At 68.4% G+C, this 24,282-nt stretch carries 15 protein-coding genes; 5 read left to right on the forward strand and 10 right to left on the reverse strand.

Annotation, left to right across the window (positions count from 1 at the left end):
- The first annotated feature begins 44 nt into the window (after positions 1–44).
- From DDE10_RS12805 to DDE10_RS12820, 4 genes are all read left to right on the forward strand, one after another.
- Entirely contained in the window at positions 45–1,481 is a 1,437-nt protein-coding gene (locus DDE10_RS12805; protein WP_114953168.1) for an aldehyde dehydrogenase family protein, read from the forward strand.
- Between the two features lie 5 nt (positions 1,482–1,486).
- Positions 1,487–2,269 carry a D-xylose 1-dehydrogenase gene (gene xylB, locus DDE10_RS12810; RefSeq protein ID WP_114953169.1) on the forward strand — a complete coding sequence of 261 codons (783 nt, stop codon included), beginning with the start codon at positions 1,487–1,489 and terminating at the stop codon, positions 2,267–2,269.
- Positions 2,266–3,138 (forward strand): SMP-30/gluconolactonase/LRE family protein, encoded by an 873-nt coding sequence (locus tag DDE10_RS12815; protein WP_114953170.1) that lies wholly within the window; start codon positions 2,266–2,268, stop codon positions 3,136–3,138. Before xylB ends, DDE10_RS12815 begins: the two co-directional genes overlap by 4 nt.
- A gap of 129 nt (positions 3,139–3,267) precedes the next feature.
- Positions 3,268–5,187 (forward strand): sialate O-acetylesterase, encoded by a 1,920-nt coding sequence (locus DDE10_RS12820; RefSeq protein WP_284734637.1) that lies wholly within the window; start codon positions 3,268–3,270, stop codon positions 5,185–5,187.
- A gap of 19 nt (positions 5,188–5,206) precedes the next feature.
- Here DDE10_RS12820 and DDE10_RS12825 read toward each other — a convergent pair whose 3' ends face one another.
- From DDE10_RS12825 to DDE10_RS12840, 4 genes are all read right to left on the reverse strand, one after another.
- Positions 5,207–6,415, reverse strand: coding sequence for a glycoside hydrolase family 27 protein (locus DDE10_RS12825; protein WP_114953171.1), 1,209 nt, complete (start codon positions 6,413–6,415; stop codon positions 5,207–5,209).
- A gap of 1 nt (position 6,416) precedes the next feature.
- On the reverse strand, positions 6,417–8,198 hold the full coding sequence (locus DDE10_RS12830) for an IlvD/Edd family dehydratase (protein WP_114953172.1): 1,782 nt from the start codon (positions 8,196–8,198) through the stop codon (positions 6,417–6,419).
- 71 nt (positions 8,199–8,269) lie between these two features.
- Positions 8,270–9,673 carry a sugar porter family MFS transporter gene (locus DDE10_RS12835; protein WP_114953173.1) on the reverse strand — a complete coding sequence of 468 codons (1,404 nt, stop codon included), beginning with the start codon at positions 9,671–9,673 and terminating at the stop codon, positions 8,270–8,272.
- Positions 9,674–9,794: 121 nt separating this feature from the next.
- Positions 9,795–10,877, reverse strand: coding sequence for a LacI family DNA-binding transcriptional regulator (locus tag DDE10_RS12840; RefSeq protein ID WP_114953174.1), 1,083 nt, complete (start codon positions 10,875–10,877; stop codon positions 9,795–9,797).
- 151 nt (positions 10,878–11,028) lie between these two features.
- Between DDE10_RS12840 and DDE10_RS12845 the strand changes: the two genes are divergently transcribed.
- Positions 11,029–13,446: a glycoside hydrolase family 3 N-terminal domain-containing protein gene (locus DDE10_RS12845; protein WP_432653730.1), complete on the forward strand. Its 2,418-nt coding sequence runs from the start codon at positions 11,029–11,031 to the stop codon at positions 13,444–13,446.
- A gap of 58 nt (positions 13,447–13,504) precedes the next feature.
- Here DDE10_RS12845 and DDE10_RS12850 read toward each other — a convergent pair whose 3' ends face one another.
- The 6 genes from DDE10_RS12850 to DDE10_RS24005 are packed head-to-tail and all read right to left on the reverse strand — an operon-like array spanning position 13,505 to position 24,070.
- Positions 13,505–14,527 carry a cupin-like domain-containing protein gene (locus tag DDE10_RS12850; protein ID WP_284734638.1) on the reverse strand — a complete coding sequence of 341 codons (1,023 nt, stop codon included), beginning with the start codon at positions 14,525–14,527 and terminating at the stop codon, positions 13,505–13,507.
- The gene (locus tag DDE10_RS12855) at positions 14,524–16,059 is read right to left on the reverse strand and encodes a tryptophan halogenase family protein (RefSeq protein WP_114953176.1); all 1,536 of its coding nucleotides are present in this window, start codon (positions 16,057–16,059) and stop codon (positions 14,524–14,526) included. The genes DDE10_RS12850 and DDE10_RS12855 overlap by 4 nt, the downstream gene beginning before the upstream one ends.
- Positions 16,056–17,600 carry a tryptophan halogenase family protein gene (locus tag DDE10_RS12860; RefSeq protein ID WP_114953177.1) on the reverse strand — a complete coding sequence of 515 codons (1,545 nt, stop codon included), beginning with the start codon at positions 17,598–17,600 and terminating at the stop codon, positions 16,056–16,058. Before DDE10_RS12860 ends, DDE10_RS12855 begins: the two co-directional genes overlap by 4 nt.
- Positions 17,597–19,084, reverse strand: a complete 1,488-nt coding sequence (locus DDE10_RS12865) for a tryptophan halogenase family protein (RefSeq protein ID WP_284734639.1) — start codon at positions 19,082–19,084, stop codon at positions 17,597–17,599. Before DDE10_RS12865 ends, DDE10_RS12860 begins: the two co-directional genes overlap by 4 nt.
- Positions 19,085–19,101: 17 nt before the next feature.
- The gene (locus DDE10_RS12870; RefSeq protein ID WP_114953179.1) at positions 19,102–20,610 is read right to left on the reverse strand and encodes a tryptophan halogenase family protein; all 1,509 of its coding nucleotides are present in this window, start codon (positions 20,608–20,610) and stop codon (positions 19,102–19,104) included.
- A gap of 49 nt (positions 20,611–20,659) precedes the next feature.
- Complete coding sequence (locus DDE10_RS24005) at positions 20,660–24,070, reverse strand: glycoside hydrolase family 9 protein (protein WP_349356542.1); 3,411 nt, start codon at positions 24,068–24,070, stop codon at positions 20,660–20,662.
- Positions 24,071–24,282: the final 212 nt, after the last annotated feature.

The raw sequence follows: 24,282 nt of genomic DNA on the forward strand, positions 1-24,282 counted from the left end.
GAATTGGGGGCAGTCGCGGGGGCGGCACAGCACGGACAGGAACAATGACCCAGCAGCTTACGCACTTCATCAATGGCGAGAAGGTGACGGCCGAGACGCCGCACGCCAGCATCAATCCCTCCAACACCGGGGAGACCGTGGCACGTTTTCCCGCCGGCGGTCGCGACGAAGTCGACGCCGCCGCCAAGGCGGCCCGCGCCGCCTTTCCGGCCTGGGCCGACGCCTCGCCCGAGGTACGCTCCGATCTGCTCGACAAGGTCGGCTCGACGATCATGGCGCGCGCGAAGGAGCTCGGCCAATTGCTCTCCCGCGAGGAAGGCAAGACCGTCCCCGAAGGTACCGGCGAGGTCATGCGCGCCGCGCGAATCTTCAAATATTTCGCCGGTGAGGCGCTCCGCCGCCACGGCCAGACTCTGCCCTCCACCCGGCCAGGCCTGGACGTCGAGACCCACCGGGAGGCGGTCGGCGTGTTCGGCCTGATCACGCCGTGGAATTTCCCGATCGCCATCCCGGCCTGGAAATCCGCGCCGGCGCTCGCCTTCGGCAATACCGTCGTCCTGAAGCCGGCCAATCCGACCCCCGCCATCGCCTGGGCGCTGGCCGACATCATCCACGAATGCGGCGCGCCTCCGGGCGTGTTCAACATGGTGCTCGGCGAAGGCGGAGTGGGATCGGCGATCGTCGAGCATGCCGAGATTGACGGCATCTCCTTCACCGGCTCGCAGACGGTCGGCGCGAAGGTGGGCGAGGGCGCGATGCGCCGGCAGGCCCGGGTCCAGCTCGAAATGGGCGGCAAGAATCCGCTCGTCGTGCTCGACGACGCCGATCTTGAGCGAGCGGTCACCTGCGCCATCGACGGCGCCTTCTATGCGACCGGACAGCGTTGCACCGCCTCGTCGCGTGTGATCGTCGCCGAGGGCATCCACGATCGCTTCGTCGAGGCGATGGCCGAGCGGGCCAAGGCGCTCAAGGTCGGCGACGCGCTCGACCCGGCCACCCAGATCGGGCCGGCCGTGAGCCGGAGCCAGCTCGAGCAGAATCTGAGCTATGTCGAGATCGCCACCAAGGAAGGCGGCAAGCTGCTCACCGGCGGCGAGGCGCTCGAGCTCTCGACGCCGGGCTTCTACATGTCGCCGGCGGTGATCGCGGACACCGCCCCCGACATGCGCATCAATTGCGAGGAGGTGTTCGGCCCGGTGGTGAGCACGGTGCGCGTCCGCGACTATGAGGAGGCCCTCGAAATCGCCAATCGCGGCCAGTTCGGCCTGTCGGCGGGCATCGTCACCAATTCGCTGAAGCACGCCCGTCACTTCCGGCGCAACATCCGCGCCGGCATGGTCATGGTGAACCTGCCCACCGCCGGCGTCGATTATCACGTGCCTTTCGGGGGCACCCGCAAGTCGAGCTACGGCGCGCGCGAGCAGGGCTTCGCCGCCGTCGAATATTACACCCAGATCAAGACGGTCTACATCGGAGGCTGACCCAGGTGGACTATCCCATCCCGCCCGAGCGGCGCGCTCAATATCCAAGCCTGTCCGGCAGGCGCGTGCTCGTGACGGGCGGAGGATCCGGCATCGGCGCCGGCATCGTCGAAGGCTTCGTCCGCCAGGGGGCGGACGTGACCTTCTTCGACATATGCGACGAGGAGGCGAACGCGCTCGTCGCGCGCCTGTCAAATGCGCGCGACAATGGGCTACGCTACCTTCGCGTCGATCTCACCGACGTGCCGGCGATCAAGGACGCGATCGCCGGCGAGCTCGACGGGCGGGGCCCGTTCGATATCCTGGTCAACAACGCGGCCAATGACGATCGCCACAGCCTGGAGCAGGTCGACGAAGCCTATTGGGACGACCGCTTCAACGTGAACCTGCGGCATCAGTTCTTCTGTGCACAGGCGGTCATCCCGTCCATGCGCGATCGCGGCGAGGGGGTGATCGTCAATCTGGGATCGATCTCCTGGCATCTCGGCATCACCGACCTGCCGCTCTACCAGACGGCGAAGGCGGCGATCGAGGGACTCACCCGCGCGCTGGCGCGCGAGCTCGGGCCGGACGGAATCCGGGTGAGCTGCGTCGTCCCGGGCAATGTCCGCACCCCGCGCCAGCTCAAATGGTACACGCCCGAAGGCGAGGCAGAGATCGTCGACGCCCAGTGCCTCAAGGGCCGCCTGGTCCCCGAGGACGTCGCCGCGATGGTCCTGTTCCTTTCCTCGGACGACGCCCGGCTGATCACCGGCCACGAATATTTCGTGGACGCGGGCTGGCGGTGACCGGCGAGCCGGAAAGCGTCTGCGCCGTCGGCGCCACGCTCGGCGAAGGCCCGGTCTGGGTCGGCCGCGACCAGGCTCTCTGGTTCGTCGATATCAAGCAGCGCCGGGTTCATCGTTTCGATCCGGCCGAAGGCGCGCTGCGCAGCTTCGAGGCGCCCGCGCAGGTGGGCTGGGTGCTTCCCGCCGGGGACGGATCGATGGTCGCCGGCCTGCAGGGCGGCCTGCACCGCTTCGACCCGCAGACGGGCGATTTCTCGTTGATCGCCGCGGTCGAGGCCGACCTGCCCGGCAACCGTCTGAACGACGCGGTCACCGATCCGAACGGGCGGATCTGGTTCGGATCGATGGACGATGCCGAGAAGCAGATGACCGGCGGATATCACCGCTTCGAGCGCGGCCGTGTGATCGCGGCCGGGCTGCTGCCGGTGTGCATCACCAACGGTCCGGCCATCTCGCCCGACGGACGCATTCTCTACCATGTCGATACGCTGGGCGGCGAGATCCAGGCGAGCGAAATCGCGGCGGACGGGCGGCTCGGCCCCTCGCGGCTGCTCGCTCGCATATTACCCGTCGAAGGTCATCCGGACGGTCCCACCGTGGATGCGGAAGGATGCGTGTGGATCGGCTTGTTCGGTGGCTGGCAGGCTCGGCGCTATTCGCCTCGCGGCGAGCTGCTCGAGACGGTCCGCTTCCCCGTTGCCAACGTCACCAAGCTCGCTTTCGGCGGCGACGACCTCAGGACCGTCTACGCCACGACGGCGCGCCTGCACCTCAGTCCGGCGGAACTCGAGCGGCAGCCGGAAGCGGGCAATCTGTTCAGCTTCCGAGCCGACGTCGAGGGTGTTCCCGTCACGCCCGTCGCGCTTTGATGGCGCGCGAATTCTTCGTCGAAGCAGGATTCGTGTGACGCAGTTCGCCCGGGCAGGAACGGCGACACTTCCGATCGTCGCCTTCCTTCTCCCGTGCGGGCCCGAGACAGACAGGAGGGAATGTTTCCGATGAGGCTTTTCATCCCTCTCCTCGTCGCCGTCATACCGGGCCCCGCACTGGCGGAGGTGCGGCTCGATCCGCTCTTCTCCGATCATGCGGTGCTCCAGCGGGGCCGCCCTATCCCCGTATGGGGTACCGCCGATCCCGGCGAGCGCATCACCGTGTCGCTGGGCGAGACGAGGCAGAGCGTCACTGCCGACGGCGCGGGCGCGTGGCGAGCCGTGCTGCCGGCGATGATGGCCGGCGGCCCGCACCGGCTTGCGGCGGTCTCGGCGGCGGGCCGCGCCGAGGCCGCCGACATCCTCATCGGCGACGTCTGGCTCTGCTCGGGCCAATCCAACATGGAGATGACGGTGTCGCAGTCGCTCAACGGCTACAATGAGAGCCAGAGCGCGAATGACGGGCAGCTTCGTCTGCTCACCGTGCCCCATCTGACCGGCAATGCGGCGCAGGCGAGCTTCCCGGCGATCGCTTGGCAGGCGGCGGGCCGGGACAGCGTCGGCGGCTTCTCGGCTGCCTGCTATTATATGGTCAAGGATTTGCGCCGCAGCGAGCGCGTGCCGATCGGCGCCATCGCGTCCAGCTGGGGCGGGACGCCGATCCGGGCGTGGATGGACGATGCGGGAGTCGCCGCGACGCTGCCCGATGACTATCGGCAGCTCGAGCTGTTCCGCCGCGATCCCGCCACCGCGAACCGCGCGTTCGGCGAGCAATGGTCGGCCTGGTGGCGGCGGGTCAGCGGCGATCCTGCAGGCGGGGAGCCCTGGAATGCCAGCGACCGGCTCGGCTGGAGCCCGGTGCCGCAGCTCCGGATCTGGGAGGAATGGGGCGATCCGCGCTTCGCCGAGTTCGACGGCATGATGTGGATGCGAAAGCGCTTCACATTGTCCGCGGCCGAGGCGACGTCCGGTGCCACGCTCTCGCTGGGCGTGATCGACGAACATGACGAAACGTTCGTCAACGGCGTCCCGGTCGGCGGCACCTACAGCTGGGAGACGCGACGCGATTATGCCGTCGCGCCGGGGCAGCTCCGGTCGGGCGAGAACGAGATCCTCGTCAATGTCCTCGACTCCTGGGGGGGCGGCGGCATGGCCGGTCCAGCCGAGCGTATCCGGCTGACTCTGGCCGACGGCAGCGTGAAGCCGCTCGGAGACGGCTGGGAATATTCGGTGGTGACGCCGACGCCGGAGACGCCGCCCTCGGCCCCCTGGAGCGCGCCGATGGGACTCACCGCCATCTATAACGGCATGATCGCCCCGCTGCGCGATTACGGCCTCGCTGGAATCGCCTGGTACCAGGGCGAGGCCGATGTCGAGCGGCCCGGATCCTATGCCGACCGCCTCGCCGCGATGATGGCCGGCTGGCGCCGCCAGTTCGGGCGCGACGACTTGCCCTTCCTGATCGTCAGCCTCGCCAATTATGGCGAACCCGCCACCGCGCCCGCCGCGAGCGGCTGGGCGGCGCTTCGGGAGCAGCAGCGCCTCGCCGCCGTGCGCGACCCGCGCGCCGGTCTCGTGGTCGCAATGGACCTCGGCGAACGCGACGACATCCACCCGGCCAACAAGTCCGAGCTCGGCCGGCGCCTCGCCCGCGCCGCCCGGCATCTCGCTTACGGGGCCGACCGCGCCGCCGGTCCCGAGATCGTTCGCGCCCGCCGCGCCGGCGACGGCATCGTCCTCGACTTCGCCGGCGCGGTCGGCAGCCTGCAGACCTGGAGCGGCACCCGGGCGCTCGCTTTCGAACTGTGCGGCGACAGCCAGGAGAGCTGCCGCTACGCCGAAGCGACGGCATCCGGTGCCACCGTGCGTCTCGCCGATGATGGCTACCCCGTCACGCGGGTTCGCTACGCCTGGGGCGAAGCCCCGGTCACCAACCTCTACGACGAGGACGAGGTGCCGGTGGGCCCGTTCGAGGTGACGGTCGAATAGCGGACGCGCCGGCCCTGGATCACGGGCGCACCGTCACCATCACGGCCGCGTGCGGCGCCACCTCCGCTTCGAAGCGCCCCGAGGCGGGCGGCAGGTCGCGATGTGCCCACAAGTCCCTGATGCGGCCGCGCAGATGGGCCGGATAGCCGAGCTGCTCCCAGGTCGCCGCGATCCGCGCCGGCGCCTCGCCCCGGTTCAGCAGCAGCAAGGCGCGGGCTCCGCCGGCGAGGGGCTTCACCCACAGCTCGCGGCCGCCGTCGCGCCAGACGCGCCGGCCCTGGACGCCGAGCGGGTCCTGGTCGACGGCGATCACCTCCCGGTTGAGCAGGATGGCGCTCGTGTCGTCGTCCATGGCGGAGATGTCGTTCCCGGCGATCAGCGGCGCCGCCATCATCGCCCAAAGGCCGAAATGGGCACGATATTCGTCGTTGGTCATCCCGCCATTGCCGACCTCGAGCATGTCGGGATCGTTCCAATGCCCGGGGCCGGCATAGGGCCAGAGCGGCTCGTTGCGATCGACGATGTTCATCACGCCGATCCGGTGGCGATCGACTCCTTCCCAGGCATCGAAGATGTCGCCGGTCGTCCGCCAGAGATTGCCGATCTTCTGCGCCCACAGCCAAGGCTGGTTGTTGCCCCATTCGCAGATGGACAGGATGATGTCGCGGCCCGTCGCGCGCAAGGCGTCCGCCATCAGCGCATAGGCCTCCTCGGCATTCCGGGTGCCGGTGTGGCACCAGTCATATTTCAGATAGTCGACTCCCCAGGCGGCATAGGTGCGGGCATCTTGATATTCGTGCCCCTGGCTGCCGGGGCGGCCGCCGCAGGTCAGCCGGCCGGCGTCGGAATAGAGACCGAATCTCAGCCCGCGCGCATGGATATGGTCGGCGAGCGCACGCATTCCCGAAGGGAATCGCTGCGGGTCGGCGGTGATGCTGCCGTCGGCCAGCCGCGGCCCCTGCCAGCAATCGTCGACGATGACGTGGATGTAGCCGGCATCGCGCATGCCGCTCTCGACCAGCGCGTCGGCTGTGCGGCGGACGATCGTCTCGTCGATGTCGCAGCCGAACCGGTTCCAGCTGTTCCAGCCCATGGGCGGCGTCGGCGCGAGGCCGTTGGCCGTCCGGGCCGGGTCGAGATGGGGCGGCATCCGGTTCGGATCCACGTCCTGCGCCTGCGCGGCCGAAAGGCCGAGGAGCAGGATCAGCAGGCCGAGAAGCTGTCGCATCTCAATGGTTATGCCGCGGCAGTTCGGCCGACGTTCCGCGATATTTGAGCGCCATCTCCAGCACGCCGCCCTCGGCGAGCTGGCCGGTCTTCTCCCGATAGATCTCCTCCCAGGGCGTCTTGCTCGACGGGCAAGGTGGCGGCGGCTCGTCGCGGCGACGGCGCTCGATCTCAACAGGCTCGACGAGCGCGTCGCAGCGTCCCTGGTTGAGGTCGATGCGGATGGTGTCGCCGGTTCTCAGCCAGCCAAGGCCGCCGCCTGCGGCGCTTTCGGGCGAGGCGTTGAGGATGGAGGGGCTGTCCGACGTGCCCGACTGACGGCCGTCGCCGATCGTCGGCAGGTTCTGGATGCCCTTGCGCAGCAGGTGGTCGGGCGGCTGCATGTTGACCACTTCGGCCGAGCCTGGCCAGCCGAGCGGGCCGGCGCCGCGGATGACGAGGATGCAATCCTCGTCGATGGCCAGCGCCGGATCGTTGATCCGATGGTGATAATCGTCCGATCCGTCGAAGACGATCGCGCGGCCTTCGAACACGCCCTCGCGGCCGGGCACGCACAGATAGCGCTCGCGAAAGCCTTCGGAAATGACGCTCGTCTTCATGATCGCGAAGTCGAACAGGTTGCCGCGCAGCACCAGGAAACCCGCCTTGGTCCTGAGCGGTGCGTCATAGGGCAGGATGACGTCGCGGTCGGTCGGGGCCCGCCCGGCGACATTCTCCTTCTGGCTGCGGCCGGTGACGGTGAGCGCGTCGCCGTCGAACTGGCCGGCGGCGAGCAGTTCGTGGATCACCGCCGGAACGCCGCCGGCACGGTGGAACCGTTCGCTAAGATACTTGCCGGCGGGCTGCATGTTGACCAGCAGGGGCAGGTCGTAGCCATGGGTCATCCAGTCTTCCGGAGTGATCTCGACCCCGGCATGGCGCGCCATCGCGACGATGTGCGGCTGGGCGTTGCTCGATCCGCCGATCGCGGTGACGAGGCGGATTGCGTTGAGGAAGGCGGTACGCGTCAGGATGCGCGACGGCCGCAGATCCTCGTAGGCGATCTCGACGGCGCGCCGGCCGGTCTCGTAGGCCATCTGGCCGCGTTCGCGATAAGGCGCCGGGATGGCGGCGTTGCCGGGGAGCGATAGGCCGAGCGCCTCGGTCACCGCGTTCATGGTCGAGGCGGTGCCCATCGTGTTGCAATGGCCAGGCGAGGGCGCCGAGCTGGTCGCCCGGCGGAGGAATTCCTCTTCGTCGATCTCGCCGGCGCCGAGAAGGCGGCGGCTGCGCCAGATGATTGTGCCCGATCCGACGAGCTCGTCCTCGTGCCAGCCGTCGAGCATTGGCCCGCCGGAGAGTGTGATGGCCGGGATGTCGACGGTCGAGGCGGCCATGATGCCGGCCGGAGTCGTCTTGTCGCAGCCCGTGGTCAGGACGACCGCGTCGATCGGATAGCCATTCAGTATCTCGACGAGGCCGAGATAGGAGAGATTGCGGTCGAGCGCCGCCGTCGGCCGCCGGCAATTCTCGAAGATCGGATGGACCGGAAACTCCATCGGGATCCCGCCGGCGTCGCGAATGCCCGCTTTGACCCGTTCGGCCAGCTCGAGATGGATGCGGTTGCACGGCGCGAGGTCTGATCCGCTCTGGGCGATGCCGATGATCGGCTTGCCGCAGCGCAGCTCATCCGGCGTGATCCCGTAATTCATGAACCGCTCGAGATAGAGGGCGGTCATGTCGGGCCGTCCCGGGGCCGCGAACCAATGGCGCGAGCGAAAGGGACGGACGGGCGTGCGGCTCATTCTGGTCTCCATTCACAGGAGCGCGGCCGAGCGTTCGGCCGCGCCCCCGTCCATTTTGGCCGATGCTCTGATCAGCCTTCCATCTGCTCCAGCTCCTTGCCCTTCGTCTCGTGGATGAACTTCTTGACGAGGAAGAAGCTGATCACGGCCGAAACGGCGTAGAAGGTGTAGGCTCCGGCCAAGCTCCAGCTCGCCATCATCGGGAAGGTCTGCGCGATCAGGTAATTGGCGAACCACTGCGCGAACCCGCAGACGGCGAGGGCCGACCCGCGGATCTGGTTCGGGAACATTTCGCCTAGCATGACCCACATGATCGGCCCCCAGCTGACGTTGAAGAAGATCACGTAGAGATTGGCTGCCACCAGTGCGAGCGTGCCCAGCTCGGCCGAAAGCTGGAGATTGCCCGCAGCGTCGAGCGTGCCGTTGGCGAACGAATAGACCAGCGCGAACAAGGTGGCCGCCATGCCTGCCGATCCGATGAGCAGTAGAGGTTTGCGGCCGATGCGATCGACGTAATAGATGGTGACGAAGCAGGCGGCGATCGAGACCAGACCCGAGACGATGTTGATCTGGAGCGACTGATCCTCGGTGAAGCCGGAAAGCTGCCACAGGGTCGCGCCGTAGTAGAAGATGACGTTGATGCCGACGAGCTGCTGGAACACGGCGAGCAGCAGTCCCGCCCAGACGATCGGCCGGATGCCGCCGCCGGGCCGGAGAAGATCGCTCAACCGGGGCCGGTGATCTTCGGCGAAGCTTGCGCGGATCTCCTCGAGCTTGGCGCCCGCGACCTGCTGTCCGAAGAGCGATGTCAGCACTTTGCTGGCTTGGGCATCGCGGCCCTTGGACACGAGGTAGCGCGGGCTTTCCGGGATGAAGAGCAGGGCGACAAGGAACACCGCCGCGGGGAGCGCCTGCATCAGGTACATCCAGCGCCACGCTTCGAGGCCGGCCCAATGCGTCGCGGTCGATTCTCCTGCCGCCGCAGCGAGGAAATAGTTGACCACGAACGCGGCGGTGAGGCCGGTGATGATCATGATCTGCTGGACCGTGGTCATGCGTCCGCGAATGCTGGCTGGCGCGACTTCGGAGATATAGGCGGGGGAGAGCACGCTTGCCGCGCCGACGGCCATGCCGCCGAGGATGCGGGCGATGACGAACACGATCTGGCTGCTGGCGAAGCCCTGGACCAGGGCGCCGATGAGGAACAGGAGAGCCGCGAGCATCATCACGTTGCGCCGCCCCATTAGGTCGGCCAGCCGTCCGGCCAGGAAGGCGCCGATGAAGCAGCCGATCAGCAGGGAGCCGACGGTGAACCCAAGGCCGCTGTCGCTGAGCGAGAAGGCTTCGGTGAGCCCGCCTTGGGTTCCGTTGACCGCCCCGCTGTCATAGCCGAACAGGAAACCGCCGATCGTCGCCACGGCCACGATGGCGGCGATATAGCCCATATTCGCGCGCTGCGGACTTGCTTCCGTCATGCCGATCCTCCCTCTTGTCCCCCCGTTTGCCGGGCGTTTGTGACGCGAGCATTGTTAGCGGTAACAGACGAAACGTCCATCCCACATTTCAAACGGCGAGTATCTTGGCTCCGCGCCGGAGCTAGCGCCCCGCCCGTACGACTCGAGGACGGCTCGACGCAGGTGCTCCAGAGGATTCCCTGACGATCAGCTGGTGCTCGAGCACGCGCTCGACGGCCCCGGTCGGCGAGCCCGACCGGCGCTCGCGCACGTCCTCGAGGAGGAGCTCGAGCGCCGCCTCGGCCATGGCCGAGATCGGCTGTCGCACCGTGGTGAGCTCGGGCCAGACCGTGGTCGCCGGGGCGGTATCGTCGAAACCGACGATGCTGATATCCTCCGGAACGGCGAGACCCTTGCGGTGGGCGACGCTGACCGCGGCCGCGGCCATGTCGTCGTTGCAGGCGAAGATCGCGGTCGGCGGCTCGGGTCGTGCGAGCAGCCGCTCGGTGGCGACGAGGCCGGAGCGGAAGGTGAAGTAGCCCTGCTCGATCGGCGCGGCCTCCGGATCGATGCCGTGCTCCTCGAGCGCGGCGCGGAAGCCCCGGGCGCGCTCGATCGTGGCGATATGGGTCGGGTGTCCCTTGATCAACCCGATGCGCTGGTGGCCGAGCGCGAGCAGGTGATCCGTCATCTCCTTGGCGGCGGCGAAGTCGTCGATGCGCACGTTGAGCGCGTCGGAGCGCGGCCGCCCCATCGCAACCGTCACCACCGGGATCTGCGCGGCGGCCAGCTCGGCGAGGATCGGCTGGGATTCCGACAGCGGCGGCGGCAGGATGACGCCTTCGACGTTGGTGGTGAGGAAGCGCCGGGTCGCCTCCGCCTGCTCGTCCGCGCCTTCCGATTCGCACGCCTCGATGACGAGGTGGCAGCCCGCTCGCCGCGCGCCTTCGAGCGCGCCGACCAGGAACTGGCTGAGATAGGCGGCGCTCGGATTGGCGTAGAGCAAGCCGATATGGGTGGCCTGGCCGGCGGCGAGGTTGCGCGCGGCGGTATTCGGCGAATAATTGAGCCTGTTGATCGCGTCCTGGACGGCGGCGCGGGTCGAATCGCGGACGTTCTTCTCGCCGTTGATCACCCGCGACACGGTCATTGCCGAGACGCCGGCTTGGCGGGCAACATCTTCGATGGTGACGCTGCCGCGGCTGCGGCGGCTCGGCCTGCTCATAAGGTCACGCTCCTAGGCGGCTGATAGGGCAGCGTCGTGAGAGTTGCAATTTCCTCGCCCGGTTGACGTCGCCGCCCGCACACGTATGAATGTGAGCGCTACCATAAATCCGGCGGGGCGTCAGCCCAAGCCGGGAGCAGGGGAGATGAAGATGGGCTCCAACCTACGTCGCCTGGTTCGTCCCGGCGCCCTCGCCCGCATCGGCGTGATCGCCGCGGCCGTCGCCGGCTCCGTCATCGGCTTCGGCAGCCAGGCCGCGTCGCAAAAGGCGTCCCGCGCGATCTACAAGGATTCCTCGCAGCCGGTGGAACGCCGTATCGAGGATCTGCTGTCGCGGATGACGCTCGAGGAGAAGGTCGCGCAGATGCTCTCGGTCTGGGAGCATAAGGACCGCATCCAGACCCCCGAGGGCGATTTTTCCGCCGAGCGCGCGGCGCAGGCCTTCCCCAACGGCCTGGGACAGATCGCGCGGCCCTATGATCGCCGCGGCGTCGCCCAGTCGACCGGGGCGGCGGGCGCCGCCGCCAACCAGCGCAATCGCAATGCGCGCGAGACCGCGGAATATATCAATGCGGCCCAACGCTGGGCGGTCGAGCGCACGCGCCTCGGCATTCCGCTGCTGTTCCACGAGGAGGGGCTTCACGGCTATGTCGCGCCGGACGCCACCAGCTTCCCGCAGTCGATCGCGCTCGCCAGCACCTTCGATCCGGCGCTCGTCGAGCGGATCTTCAACGTTGCTTCGCGCGAGATGCGCGCGCGTGGCGCCCAGCTGGCGCTGGCGCCGGTGGTGGACGTCGCCCGCGATCCGCGCTGGGGTCGGATCGAGGAAACGTACGGCGAGGACCCCTATCTCGTCAGCGAGATGTCGCTCGGCGCCATTCGCGGCTTCCAGGGCACGTCGATGCCGCTCGGCCGCGAGCGGGTCTTCGTGACATTGAAGCACATGACCGGCCACGGCCAGCCCGAAAGCGGCACCAATATCGGCCCGGCGCCGTTCGGCGAGCGCGTGCTCCGCGAGGTCTTCTTCCCGCCCTTCGAGCGCGCGGTGCGCGAGCTCGATGCCGCCGCGGTGATGCCTTCCTATAACGAGCTGGACGGCGTCCCCAGCCACGCCAATCGCTGGATGCTGGGCGACGTTCTGCGCGGCGAGTGGGGTTTCCGCGGCGCCATCGTCAGCGACTATTTCGCGATCCGCGAGATGGTGACCCGCCATCGCATGTTCGCCAATCTCGAGGATGCGGCGGTGGCGGCGATGAATGCCGGCGTCGACGTCGAGACGCCCGACGGCGAAGCCTATCTGCATCTGCCGGAGCTGGTCCGGCAGGGCCGCGTGTCCGAGGACCAGATCGACAATGCCGTGCGCCGGATCCTGTGGATGAAGTTCCAGGCGGGCTTGTTCGAGAATCCCTATGTGGACGCGGCCCGTGCCGACCGGCTGACCGCAACCCCCGACGCGGTCGCCCTGGCACGCGAGGCGGCCGGCCGTGCCATCATCCTGCTCAGGAACGAGAACAACCTGCTGCCGCTGGATGCCGATCGGATCGATCGCGTCGCCGTTCTCGGCACCCATGCCCGGGATACGCCGATCGGCGGCTATAGCGATCAGCCGCGTCACGTCGTCAGCGTGCTCGAGGGCCTGCAGAACGAGGCGCGCGGCCGGTTCGAGGTCGATTATGCCGAAGGCGTGCGTATCACCGAGGAGCGCATCTGGGCGCAGGACGAGGTCCGTCTCGTGCCCGAGGAGGTCAATCGCCGGCTGATCGCCGAGGCGGTCGAGACGGCGGGCCGGGCCGATGTCGTCGTCATGGTGCTCGGCGGCAACGAGCAGACTAGCCGCGAGGCCTGGGCGGACAACCATCTTGGTGACCGCACCTCGGTGGACCTGATTGGCCAGCAGGAGGATCTCGCGCGCGCGGTCCTGGCGCTCGGCAAGCCGACCGTCGTCATCCTGCTCAACGGCCGTCCGCTGTCGGTCAACTATCTCGCCGAGAACGCGCCGGCGCTGATCGAAGGCTGGTATCTCGGTCAGGAGACCGGCCACGGCGTCGCCGACGTGCTGTTCGGCAGGGTCAATCCGGCCGGACGCCTGCCGGTGACGATCCCGCGCAATGCCGGGCAGATCCCGATGTTCTACAACCGCAAGCCGAGTGCCCTGCGCGGCTACCTGTTCGACACCAACCAGCCGCTCTATCCGTTCGGTTACGGGCTCAGCTATACGAGCTTCGACATCTCCGCGCCGCGACTGTCGCGGCAGACGATCGGGCTCAGCGACAATGTCACCGTCGAGGTCGACGTCGCCAATACCGGCCGGCGCGCCGGCGACGAGGTGGTCCAGCTCTATATCCGCGACGATGCCGCCTCGGTGACGCGTCCGGTGCTGGAGCTGCGCCGTTTCCGCCGCCTCGCTTTGCGTCCCGGCGAGCGGCAGACGGTCCGATTCGAGCTCACACCGGACGATCTCTCGGTGTGGAACTCGGAGATGCGCCGTGTCGTCGAGCCCGGCACCTTCACCATCTCGGCCGGGCCGAACTCGGTCGACCTCGAAAGCGCGACGCTGACGGTACGGTGAGGTCATTCCCCTCCCTGGAGACAGGGAGGGGAGAATGGCTGGGGCAGGCGCCCCGCCGCTACAGTTTCGAGAAGATCTGCTTGAGCGTCGCCCGCATCCGCTCGATCAGCTGCGGACTCGACGGGCCGAGCACCCCCTTGGCCGGGTCCGGCAGGTGCGCGGCGGGATCGCCATTCGCCTCGAACACATAATGGTCGAACATCGTCCGCCACACCGCGCGCTGGTCGGGCGGCAGGTGCTTGAACGCGTAGAAGCCGTGCATCAAGGCGTCATAGGGATTGCCGAGGCCGCGCGGCGCCGGGTTCCACCAGTAATTGACGAACAGGTTGACCGGCTCGAGCGAGTCGACCGCGTGCCACCAGTGGAAGGGCACGTAGATGGCGTCCCCGGGCTCCAGTTCGGTGTCCTGCGCCACGGCGAGCGCGTCGGCGAAGCGCGGATAGAGATCGAAGTCGGGGTCGGCGAGGTCTACCATGCTGACCGGCGTTCCGGCCGGCGTCAGCTCGAGCGGGCCGGGATAGAGATTGGCGACCTGCTCGGGCGGGAACAGGGTGAATCGCCGCCGCCCGGCGACGACCACGCCGATATTCTCCATGAGGTCGTAATGCGGCGCGACCCGCAGCCGGTTGCCGATCCAGGCGCGCGGCACCACGCCGGGATCGACGAGCGGCGTGTCGTTCTGCTCGCGAAAGCCCGGCAGCAATTCGGGGATGGGCTCGGACTGGACCGCGATAGCATGCGGCCTGGGCTCGCTGCGCTCGGCGAGCAGGCGCTCGAGAAAGGCGTCGAGCCGGGTCGTCAGCCGCGCGAAGTTGAGGCTGCGCAGGTCTTCGCGATAGAAGAAGCGGCCTTCGATTTCCGGCGCGCCGACGAGCACGGCCAGCGGCTTCGGCGCCGCCATCCGCATCAGGTAATTCGCGAGCTCCTCGGCCGAAAGCCGGGACGCCTGCACTGAAGGCCATTGATCGGCGAGCCCGCGCAGCACCGCCGGCTGCCCGAGGGGCCTGATCTCCTCGACGAAGCGCCGACGGTCGACGGCCTCATATTCGGCGACTGGCCGCATCGGCGATGCGCCGGTCACGACGCGCGCTTCAGCTGGACATCGCTGGCGCTGCCATGCTGCCGAAAGAATGCCTGCTGGGTCGGCATCGCCTGCGCCGTCTGCGCGATCACCTGCCGGATATGCGCGAGCCGGTTCAGTGTCTCATCGTCCGCCAGCAGGTCGGCGGCCGGATGATAGCCTTCCGGCTCGATGCCCTGGCCGATCATCACGGACAGCCAGCTCGTCTCGGTGAACAGCTCGTTATGTTCGCGGAAGATGCGTCCGTTGCGGCGGAACATGGCGAGCTTGTAGGCGAGGCACTCGGGCGGTTCGAGCGTCCGGCAATAGTCCCAGAAGGGCGAATCGTCGCGCTCGGTCGCCTTGTAGTGCAGCACCAGGAAGTCGCGGATGTCGACATATTCCTGGATCGTCTGCTGGTTGAATCGGTCGATCTCGGCCGCGTCGAATCGGCGCGTCGGGAACAGGCTCATCAGCCGCGCGATGCCCGACTGGACGAGGTGGATGCTGGTCGATTCGAGCGGCTCCAGGAACCCGCCGGCGAGGCCCAGCGCGACGACGTTCTTCACCCAGGGCTTCCTGCGGTGCCCCGCCTTGAAACGAAGCGGCCGCGGATCGGCGAGCGGCGCCCCGTCGAGATTCGCAAGCAGGGTGGCCGCGGCCTCGTCGTCGGAAATATGCGCGCTCGAATAGACGTAGCCGTTGCCGATCCGGTGCTGGAGCGGGATCCGCCATTGCCAGCCGGCGCTGCGAGCGGTCGACCGAGTCAGAGGGTTGCTGTCGCCGCCGCTCTCGCAGGGGACGGCAAGGGCACGGTCGCAGGGCAGCCAGGCCGACCAGTCCTCGAAGCCGGCCTCGAGCGTCTGCTCGATGAGCAGCCCCCGGAAGCCCGAGCAGTCGATGAACAGGTCGCCTTCGACGCGGGCGCCGCTCTGCAGCACGACCGCCTCGATGAAGCCGCTCTCGCCATCCTGGACGACGTCGACGATGCGCCCCTCGGTGCGGACCACGCCCTGCGCCTCGGCGAGGCGGCGCAGGTAACGGGCATAGAGGCTGGCGTCGAACTGGAAAGCGTAGGCGATCTTCGACAGCGGCGAGTTCGGCTGATCGGGACGGGGGTGATCGAAGCGGCCGTTGAGCGCGGCGACCACGCCGAGCGAATAGGCGTCGAGCGGCGCAGGATCCGCCAGCGCCTTGCCCTTCAGCCAGTGGTGGTGGAATTCGATACCCTTCATGTCGAGGCCGTAGAAGCCGAACGGGTGGATGTAGCGGTGGCCCGGCCGCACCCAGTCGCGAAACTCGATGCCCAGCTTGTAGGTGGCATGGGTGAAGCGGACGAAATCGTGCTCGTCGAGGCCGAGCAGGTTGTTGAACAGGTTGATCTGCGGGATGGTCGCCTCGCCGACCCCGACGGTGCCGATCTCGTCCGATTCGATCAGCTCGATCCTGAGGTCGCGCAGCTCGCCGAGCACGCGCGAGATGCCGGCGGCCGCCATCCAGCCCGCGGTGCCGCCGCCGACGATCACCAGCCTGCGGATCGCGTCGTCCCTCATGCGAAGGTCCCGGTGGCGAAGTTGAACGGCGCCGGCCCGGAGGCGGAGCAGGTGTTGGCGATGAACTCGCCGTGGCTCGGCAGCCGCTGCGCGGTATCGAGATAGGCCTGCCGCATCTGCTCGAGCGCCTGCGCGACCCGGTCCTCGTCGAGCGCGTCGACCGCCGGCTCATAGTCTTCGGGGACGATGTGCTGGCCCAGGAACACCGCGACCCAGCTCGTCGTCGCGAACAGCTCGAAGCCCTCCCGGAACAGTCGTCCCTTGGCCCGGAACAGCTCGATCTTGTTGGCGAGCTTGTCGGGGATGCTCATCGTCCGGCAGCGGCGCCAGAAGTCGGAATCGTCCCGCCGCGTCGCATGATAATGGAGCACGATGAAGTCGCGAACGTCCTCGAACAGGTCCTGCATCTGCCGGTTATATTCGTCGCGCTCGATCGGATTGAACTTTTTGTCCGGGAACAAGGCGATGAGCTTGGCGATGCCGGACTGGACAATGTGGATGCTGGTCGATTCGAGCGGCTCGACGAAGCCGCTCGACAGCCCCATCGAGACGACGTTGGCGTTCCACGCCAGCTTGCGCCGGCCGGTCGTGAAGGACAGCCGGCGTGGATCGGCGAGCGGCTCGCCCTCGAGATTGGCGAGCAGCACGCGCTCCGCCTCGTCGTCGGAGATATGCGCGCTCGAATAGACATGGCCGTTGCCCATCCGATGCTGGAGCGGGATCCGCCATTGCCAGCCGGCGTTTCGCGCGGTGGCGCGGGTGAAGGGATCGGGCTCGCCGGGATAGGTGCTCGGTACCGCGATCGCCCGGTCGCACGGGAGCCAGTGCGTCCAGTCCTCGTAGCCGGTCTCGAGCGCCTGCTCGATGAGCAGTCCGCGAAAGCCCGAGCAGTCGATGAACAGCTCGCCCTCGACGGTGCGGCCGTCGGCGAGGGTGACCGACCGGACGAAGCCGCTCTCGGGATCCTGGGCGACGTCGACGATCTTGCCCTCGACCCGATTGACGCCGCGCGCCTCGGCATAGCCGCGCAGGTAGCGGGCGTAGAGGCCGGCATCGAAATGGAAGGCATAGAGCAATTGCGACAGCGGTGCCCGTGCCTCGGCGCCGGGGCGGGCGAACCTGCCGTGCTGCGCGGCGACGCCGCTCATCGACCAGGCGGAGATGTCCTGCATCACCCGGCGCTTGCGCTCGCGCAGATAGAGCTGGTGGAAGTGGACGCCTTCGAGGTCGTGGCCGTGGAAGCCGAACGGGTGGAAATAGCGTTCGCCTTCGCCGCCCCAGCCGACGAATTCGATGCCGAGCTTGAACGTGCCCTGCGTCGCCGCGACGAAGTCGTTCTCGTTGATGCCGAGCATGCGGTTGAAGGTGATGAGCGGCGGGATCGTCGCCTCGCCGACGCCGACGGTGCCGATCTCCTCCGATTCGATCAGGGTCGTGCGCGTGTAGCCGTTGTTGAGGAAGCGGGCGAATGCGGCGGCCGCCATCCAGCCGGCGGTGCCGCCGCCGACGATGACGACCTCGCGGATGCGATGATCGGTCATCGCCGCGCGCTCGCGACGATGTGGCGCAGATAGGCGGCCTGGCTCGGCAATGTCGGCACGGTCTGTGAGATCCTTTCCCTGAGGTCGCGCATCGCGCGGTCGGCCTGCTCGGCCGGAATGATGTCGATGATCGGATCGGTCCGGCGCGGCATCACGCCCTGGCCGAGCAGCACCGCCGCCCAGCTGCCGCGGGTGAAAGTCTCTTCCTCGTAATAGGGCAAGCGGCCGCGCTCGCGGAACAGGCGCAAGCTGTGGGCGAGCGAATCCGGCAGCGGGGCGGCCGCCGCGGCCCGCCAGAAGTCGTTCTTCGGCCGCGCCGCCGTGGCATAATGGAGCTGGAGGAAGTCGCGGACGCGCAGCGCCTCCGCCTCGCTCTCCCGATTATAGTCCCAGAGCTCCACCGCCGAGCCGTCCCGGTCCGGCATCTTGGCGACCATTCGGTCGATCATGCTGTGGGCGAGATGGAGGTTGGTCCATTCGAGCGGCTCGACCGCGACCGCGGCGTCGCCGATGACGACGCAGTTGCGCAGCCAGGGCTCCGGCCGGCGCCCCTGCCGGATCGTCACCGGCGCCTCAGCCGGTTCCACGGCGGCGGACGTCTGCAGCACCCGCGCTGCCTTCGAATCGCCGAGCAGGGCGGAGACGTAGGCAAGGCCGTGCGCAGCGGCCGAGGGCAAGGCCGATTCCCAGCGCCAGCCGGAAGGCAAGGCGACGGCGCGGTCGAGCGACGGCGGCTCCGCCGCTGCCGCCGCCTCGGCGAACAGCAGCCGGTCGCAGGGCAGCCAGTCGCTCCACGAATCGAATCGCGCGTCGATCGCGCTTCGCAGCCGCGCGGCCGGCCCTGTGCAGTCGACGAACAGGTCGGCGGCCAAAGCGGTGCCGTCGTCGAGCCGGAGCGCGGCGAGGAAGCCGTCCTCCCCGCGAAGCTCGATGCCGGCGATCGTCCCCGCTTGCTCGGCGACGCCGAGGTGAAGCGCGTAGGCGCGCAGCATCTGGCGGTATCGATCGGGGTCGACGCGAAGCCCGTAGCCGAAGGCGGCGAGCGGCGAATCGGGCTCGCCGCGCGGATGAACGAAGCGCGCGGCGCGGCCCATCGCCGCCGTCGCGGAATAGGAATCGAACGGCGGCACCCGCCCGGCATGGGCGGCGCGGATCCAGTGCAGGTGGAAGGAGGTGGTGCCGAGCGCGCGGCCATAATCGCCATAGGCATGGACGTAATCGGGAAGGTCGTCGCTCCAGCCCTCGAACGACGTGCCGAGCCGGTAGGTGCAGCCGATCCGGCCGAGCACGTCGCCTTCGCTGATCCCGATATCGTCGTGAAATTCGAGGACGGAGGGCAGGGTGACGCCGATTCGGTCGGCGAGGGCGTCGGCGCCCGTCGGGATCGGCAGGACGGTGACCTGCAGCGCGGGGATGCGGCGCCGCAGCGCCGCCGCGGCGGACCAGCCGACGATCCCGCCTCCGGCGACGACGACGCTCCGCATCGGTTCGCCGCGCGACGTCATGCGACTTTGGCCATCGGACAATAAGCGTCGAGATGCTCGCGGTGGCTGGGCATGCGCGCGGCCGCCTGGCGGATGTCGGCGTGCAGCTTCTCCATGCCGCGGGCGAGCGAGTCGATCGGCGGCGCATCGGCGCGCAGATCGTGGCCCTCCGGAATGACGCCCTGGCCGAGATAGACCGCGACCCAGCTGGCATCGAGGAACACCCCTTCGCGATACTTCACCACGCGGCCGCGGCGCCGGAACAGCTCCATCTTCTCGGCGAGCGAGTCCGGGATCGGCATGGTCCGGACATAGTCCCAGAACGGCGTGCCGCTTCGCCGGGTCGCGTGATAATGGAGGATCAGGAAGTCGCGGATCCGGTCATATTCCATGTCGATCAGGCGGTTGAATTCGTCCCGGTCCGACGACACGATCTCGCGCTCGGGGAAGAGCTCGACCAGATAGGTGATCGCCTGCTGGATCAGGTAGATGCTGGTCGATTCCAGCGGCTCGAGGAAGCCGCTGGCGAGGCCGACGGCAACGCAATTGCGAACCCAGCTGCGTTCCCGCCGGCCGGCGCGGAAGCGCAGGATCCGGGGCTCGGCGATCGGCTCGCCCTCGACCGACGCGACCAGCGCCTCGCGCGCCTCGTCGTCGCCGATATATTGGCTCGAATAGACATAGCCGTTGCCGGTGCGGTGCTGGAGCGGGATCCGCCAGCGCCATCCCGCCGGCATGGCGATGACGCCGGTATAAGGCGACAAAGCGGTCTCGGTCCGGCAGGGCATGGCGATCGCGCGGTCGTTCGGCAGCCAGTGCGACCAGTCCTGGAAGGGCTCGCCGAACGCCTTGCCGATGAGCAGGGAGATGAAGCCGGAGCAGTCGACGAACAGATCGCCGGCGATGGTCTCGCCCGATTCCATCGTCAGCGATTCGATGTCGCCGCTGACGGCGTTGCGGTTGACGGCGACCACCCGGCCTTCGGTGCGGCGGGCGCCGAGCCGTTCGGCGATCGCGCGCAAATAGGGCGCGAACAGGGTCGCGTCGAACTGATAGGCGTAGCCGTAGGTCGAGGACAGCGAGGAGGGATCGCTCGCCGGGAGCTGGAAGCGGTTCATCCGCGCGATCGTCGCGCCCATCGAGAATTGCTCGAGGTCGGGCACCGCCACGCCGGCCTGGCGCAGCCTCAGCCAATATTGGTGGAAGTCGATCTCGCCGGCGCCGTAGCCGAACGTGCCGAACGGATGGATGTAGCTCTCGCCTTCGGCGCCCCAGCCCTGGAACTCGATGCCGAGCTTGAAGGTGGCGCGCGTCCACGACATGAACTCCGCCTCGGCGATGCCGAGCCGCTCGTTGAAGGAGCGGATGTGCGGGAGGGTCGCCTCGCCGACTCCGACGATGCCGATCGCCTCCGATTCGACGAGATGGACGGAGCAGCGCCGCGGCAGCAGCTTGACCAGGGCCGCCGCCGTCATCCAGCCGGCGGTTCCCCCGCCGACCACCACGATATTCACCCTCTCCCCCATATTTCCCCTTATTTCACCTGGCATTGCCCCTGTCATGCCCGGAAATCGCTCAGTCGCCCTCCGCCAGCCACGCCGCGACCCAGACCAGAGGCGCATTCCAGTTGATCGCCACCTCGTTGAGGCTGAAGGCACCGATATCGTCGCGCCAGCAGGCCTGCGGCGCGCAGCCCTGGATGGCGCGCGCAACCTCCTCGGCCGGGCGGCCGTCATTCGGCCCGCCGGAAAGAGCGCCGGGCGGCGGCGGCGGCAGTTGCGGATCGAGGCTGTGGGCCCAGAAGCGGTGATGCGGATGGCGCATCGGCCGGGCGCCGTAGCCGCTGACATAGGATTGATCGAGCGGGTTGCGGCCGAGCAGATAGTCCATCGAATCGACGACGCCGCCGCGATAGCGGGCCTCGCCGGTGAAATCGTGCGCCAGCGCGAGGATCATCGCGCGGTTGAGCAGGACGGCGTTCGACCCCCAGGGATAAGGCGGCGCGTAAGGGATTCGGTAGCCGATCCGCTCGCGCTCGGCGAGGTAGCGGTCGGCGGCGGCGACGAGACGCGCGCGCTGCGCCTGCCGCTCCCCTTCCGGCAAGGCGCCCGGCGCCAGCGCCACGGTGATCGTCCCGAGCGTCGCCGTGCTCGCCCAGCCGGCGGCGTCGACCTCGCCGGCGAAATGCGGCGAGCGCCGCACCGCCTCGGCATATTCGTCGCGGCCGGTGGTGACGAGCAATTCGGCCGCTGCCCAATAATGCTCGTCGGTGAAGCTGCGATCGCCATAGCTGCCGCTGCCGGCGAAATTTCCGGCATGGACTTGCGGATGGCGGAGGGCGGCGGCGAAGGCACGTTCCGCCGCCGCCAGGCAGCGGCTCGCGAAGGCGGGATCGACCTCCCGCCAGATCCGCGCGCATTGCGCTGCGGTGGCGGCGAGATTGAGGGTAGCGCCGGTGCTCGGCGGATAGAGGAAGCGCCGTTCCCGATCGAGGTGCGGCGGCATCGGCAAGGCCGTCCAGCGCTCGTCGGCCACCTTGTGGTGGGCCATTCCCGAAGCGTCGACCTCGGTGAAGGTCAGCCGCTCGCCCCGGCGATGGGGGCCGAGCGGAAGCCGCAGCCGCGTCCCCTCCGGCACCTGCATCGACAGCAGGAACTCCATTTCCCATCGCGCCTCGTCGAGCAGGTCGTCGACGCCGTTGCCCGCTTCCGGGATTTCGGCGCTGCCGTCGCGGAACAGGGAAGCGCCACCGCCCTGCCGACTCCGCTCATAAGCGTTGAGTAGGGTCCACAAGGCGATGCCGCCATTGACGACATATTTGCCGTGATCGCCGGCATCGTACCAGCCGCCGGTGACGTCGAGCCTGTAGTCGCATCCGCTCCAGCTCTGGCCGACTTCATCCTCGCCGGCGAAGCAGGTCGCCCGCTCCGGCCGGTGGGCCGCCGGCCGCGCCCAGCGCTCGCCGCCGGCGTGGCGGGCCTCGATCGGCGTGCCGGCGCGGTTGTGGTAGAAATAGGCGAGGGCGTCGAACGGCAGCCGCGCATAGAGATCGGGCGCGATCCGAAACGGCCGGCTGCGCGCCGCTCCGGCCTCGAGTCGGAAGCCGCTGCCGGTGCCGTCGAAGCCGCTGAAATCGATCAGGTGGAGCGTCTCGCCCGATGCCGCGTCGGGCCCGATCACGACCGTCTCGCCCTGCGCCCGCGGCTGCTCCGCCTCGTCCAGCAGTCGCCACGGCAGCGGCGTCGCGGCCTGGCTCGGCAGCAGCGCGCGCTTCGGCTCGTCGGGCAGCAGGCCGATCTGGTTCAGGCGGATCGGCGCCGGCTCGGTCCCGACGCCCGCCTCGTCGCTGACCGCGTAAAGACCGAAGACGGCGCCGACGAAGCCGCCGGCGGTACGGGTACTGAGAATCCTGCCGTCGAGATCGCGGCCGATGGGCTGCCACTCGCCTTCGCCGGCGGCGAAGGCGAAATGGTAGCGGTCTCCTTCGGCCTCGATCTTCAGGCGCAGCGTCTCGCCTGCCGCGACCGGCAGCGGCGCCACCGCGATCGCGGTTCCGGCGGCCGGCTCATGCGCACCGGCGCGGCGGCGCAGCTCGACCCTGTCGCGGCCGCCGTCGCGGACGATCCCGACCGAATACCAAAAGTCGTCATTCTGGAAGGCGGAGAGGCCGGCTTGGTCGCCGTCCTGCTCGGGACGGAATCTCAGTTCGGTTTCGGCGCGGGCGCGCTGATGCTGCTGGCGCCGCGCCAGGAAGGAGGGATTGCCGCCCTCGCCCAGGCCGACCGGACGCGCTTCGAGTCGCAGCGCGCCGTCGGCGAGCGCGTGCCAGCGCGTCCTCGGGTTGCGAACCATCATCCAGTGCGGGGGCAGGTCCGTGCCGTCGAACGATTCGCGGACTTCGAACGGGCCGCTGGTCGGGACGGGCGGCGCCGGCTGTGGAGGAAGATTGGGCCGCGCACGGGAATAGGGGATGGCCTGGCCGGGATCCGTGATCCGCGGCCACCCGTCCTCGCCCCAGCTCACCGGCATCAGGAAGGTCTCGCGGCCGGTATTGTAATAATCGCCTTCGTACGGCCGAACCGCCAGAAAGGTCGCCCACCATTCCCCGTTCGGCGTCTCGACGAAATCGGCGTGACCGGCCGACGTGATCGGGAAGGCCCGGTCGCGCGGCAGGTCGCGCTGGGTCAGGATCGGATTGCCGGACCAGGGCGTGTACGGGCCCATCGGCGCATCGGCGCGCAGCACCACCTGGCTGTGCCCTTCGGCCGTGCCGCCTTCGGCGCAGATCAGATAGTAATGCTCGCCGCGCTTGATGATGTGCGGCCCTTCGATCCAGATCGGCTGGCTCGCCGGATCGACGCCGCCGTCGACCAGCACCCGCCGTGGCCCTAAGGTGCGCAGCCGGGCGGCGTCGAATTCCTGGATCCAGATCGCCCGGTGGCCATCGTAGCGCGGCGGTCCCTCAGGCGGGCCGTTGTTGAGGAGATAGGCCTTCCCGTCCGTGTCGAAGAAGAGCGACGGATCGATCCCGCCCTCGAGCTCCGGCAGCCACACCGGGTCCGACCATGGACCGGCGGGGTCGCGGGCGGTGATGACGAAGTTGCCGCCGCAATCGACGCAGGTGTTGAGGATGTAGAACAGGCCGTCACGATGCTCGATGGCCGGGGCGAACACGCCGCGCGAGAGGCCGAGCCGGCCGAAGTCGAGCATGTCCGGCCGGTCGATGGCATTGCCGATCTGGGTCCAGCTGACGAGGTCGCGGCTGCGGAAGACCGGGATTCCGGGGAAATAGGCGAAGGTCGAGGTGACCAGGAAATAATCGTCGCCGGCCCGGGTGATGCTGGGATCGGGATAGAAGCCCTGGAGGATCGGGTTGCGGTAGTCGCCCGGGCCGGTCTGCAGCGTCGCGTCGATCGGATCGGACCCCTGATAGGCGAACCAGTCGAACTGCGCCGTCGGCGCAGCCGAGGCTGCGTTAGCGTTCACATTGGCGACGGCGGCAAGCGCGGCGAGGAGAGAGGCTGAGCGTCGGATGGCCGGTGTCCCGTTTCGTTGCAAACCCACAACAGTTTCGCGAAATCGTCACATTCCGCTTGATCTTGCCCATCATAGTCCCGTACGCAAGGGACAAAGCAATAAGGCGCAGCCGATTGTGTTAGCGCTAACAAAGAGGGGAGAGGCCCGATGCAGGGATCGTT

The sequence above is a fragment of the Sphingosinicella terrae genome, from assembly GCF_003347635.1.
Lineage (GTDB): Bacteria > Pseudomonadota > Alphaproteobacteria > Sphingomonadales > Sphingomonadaceae > Allosphingosinicella > Allosphingosinicella terrae.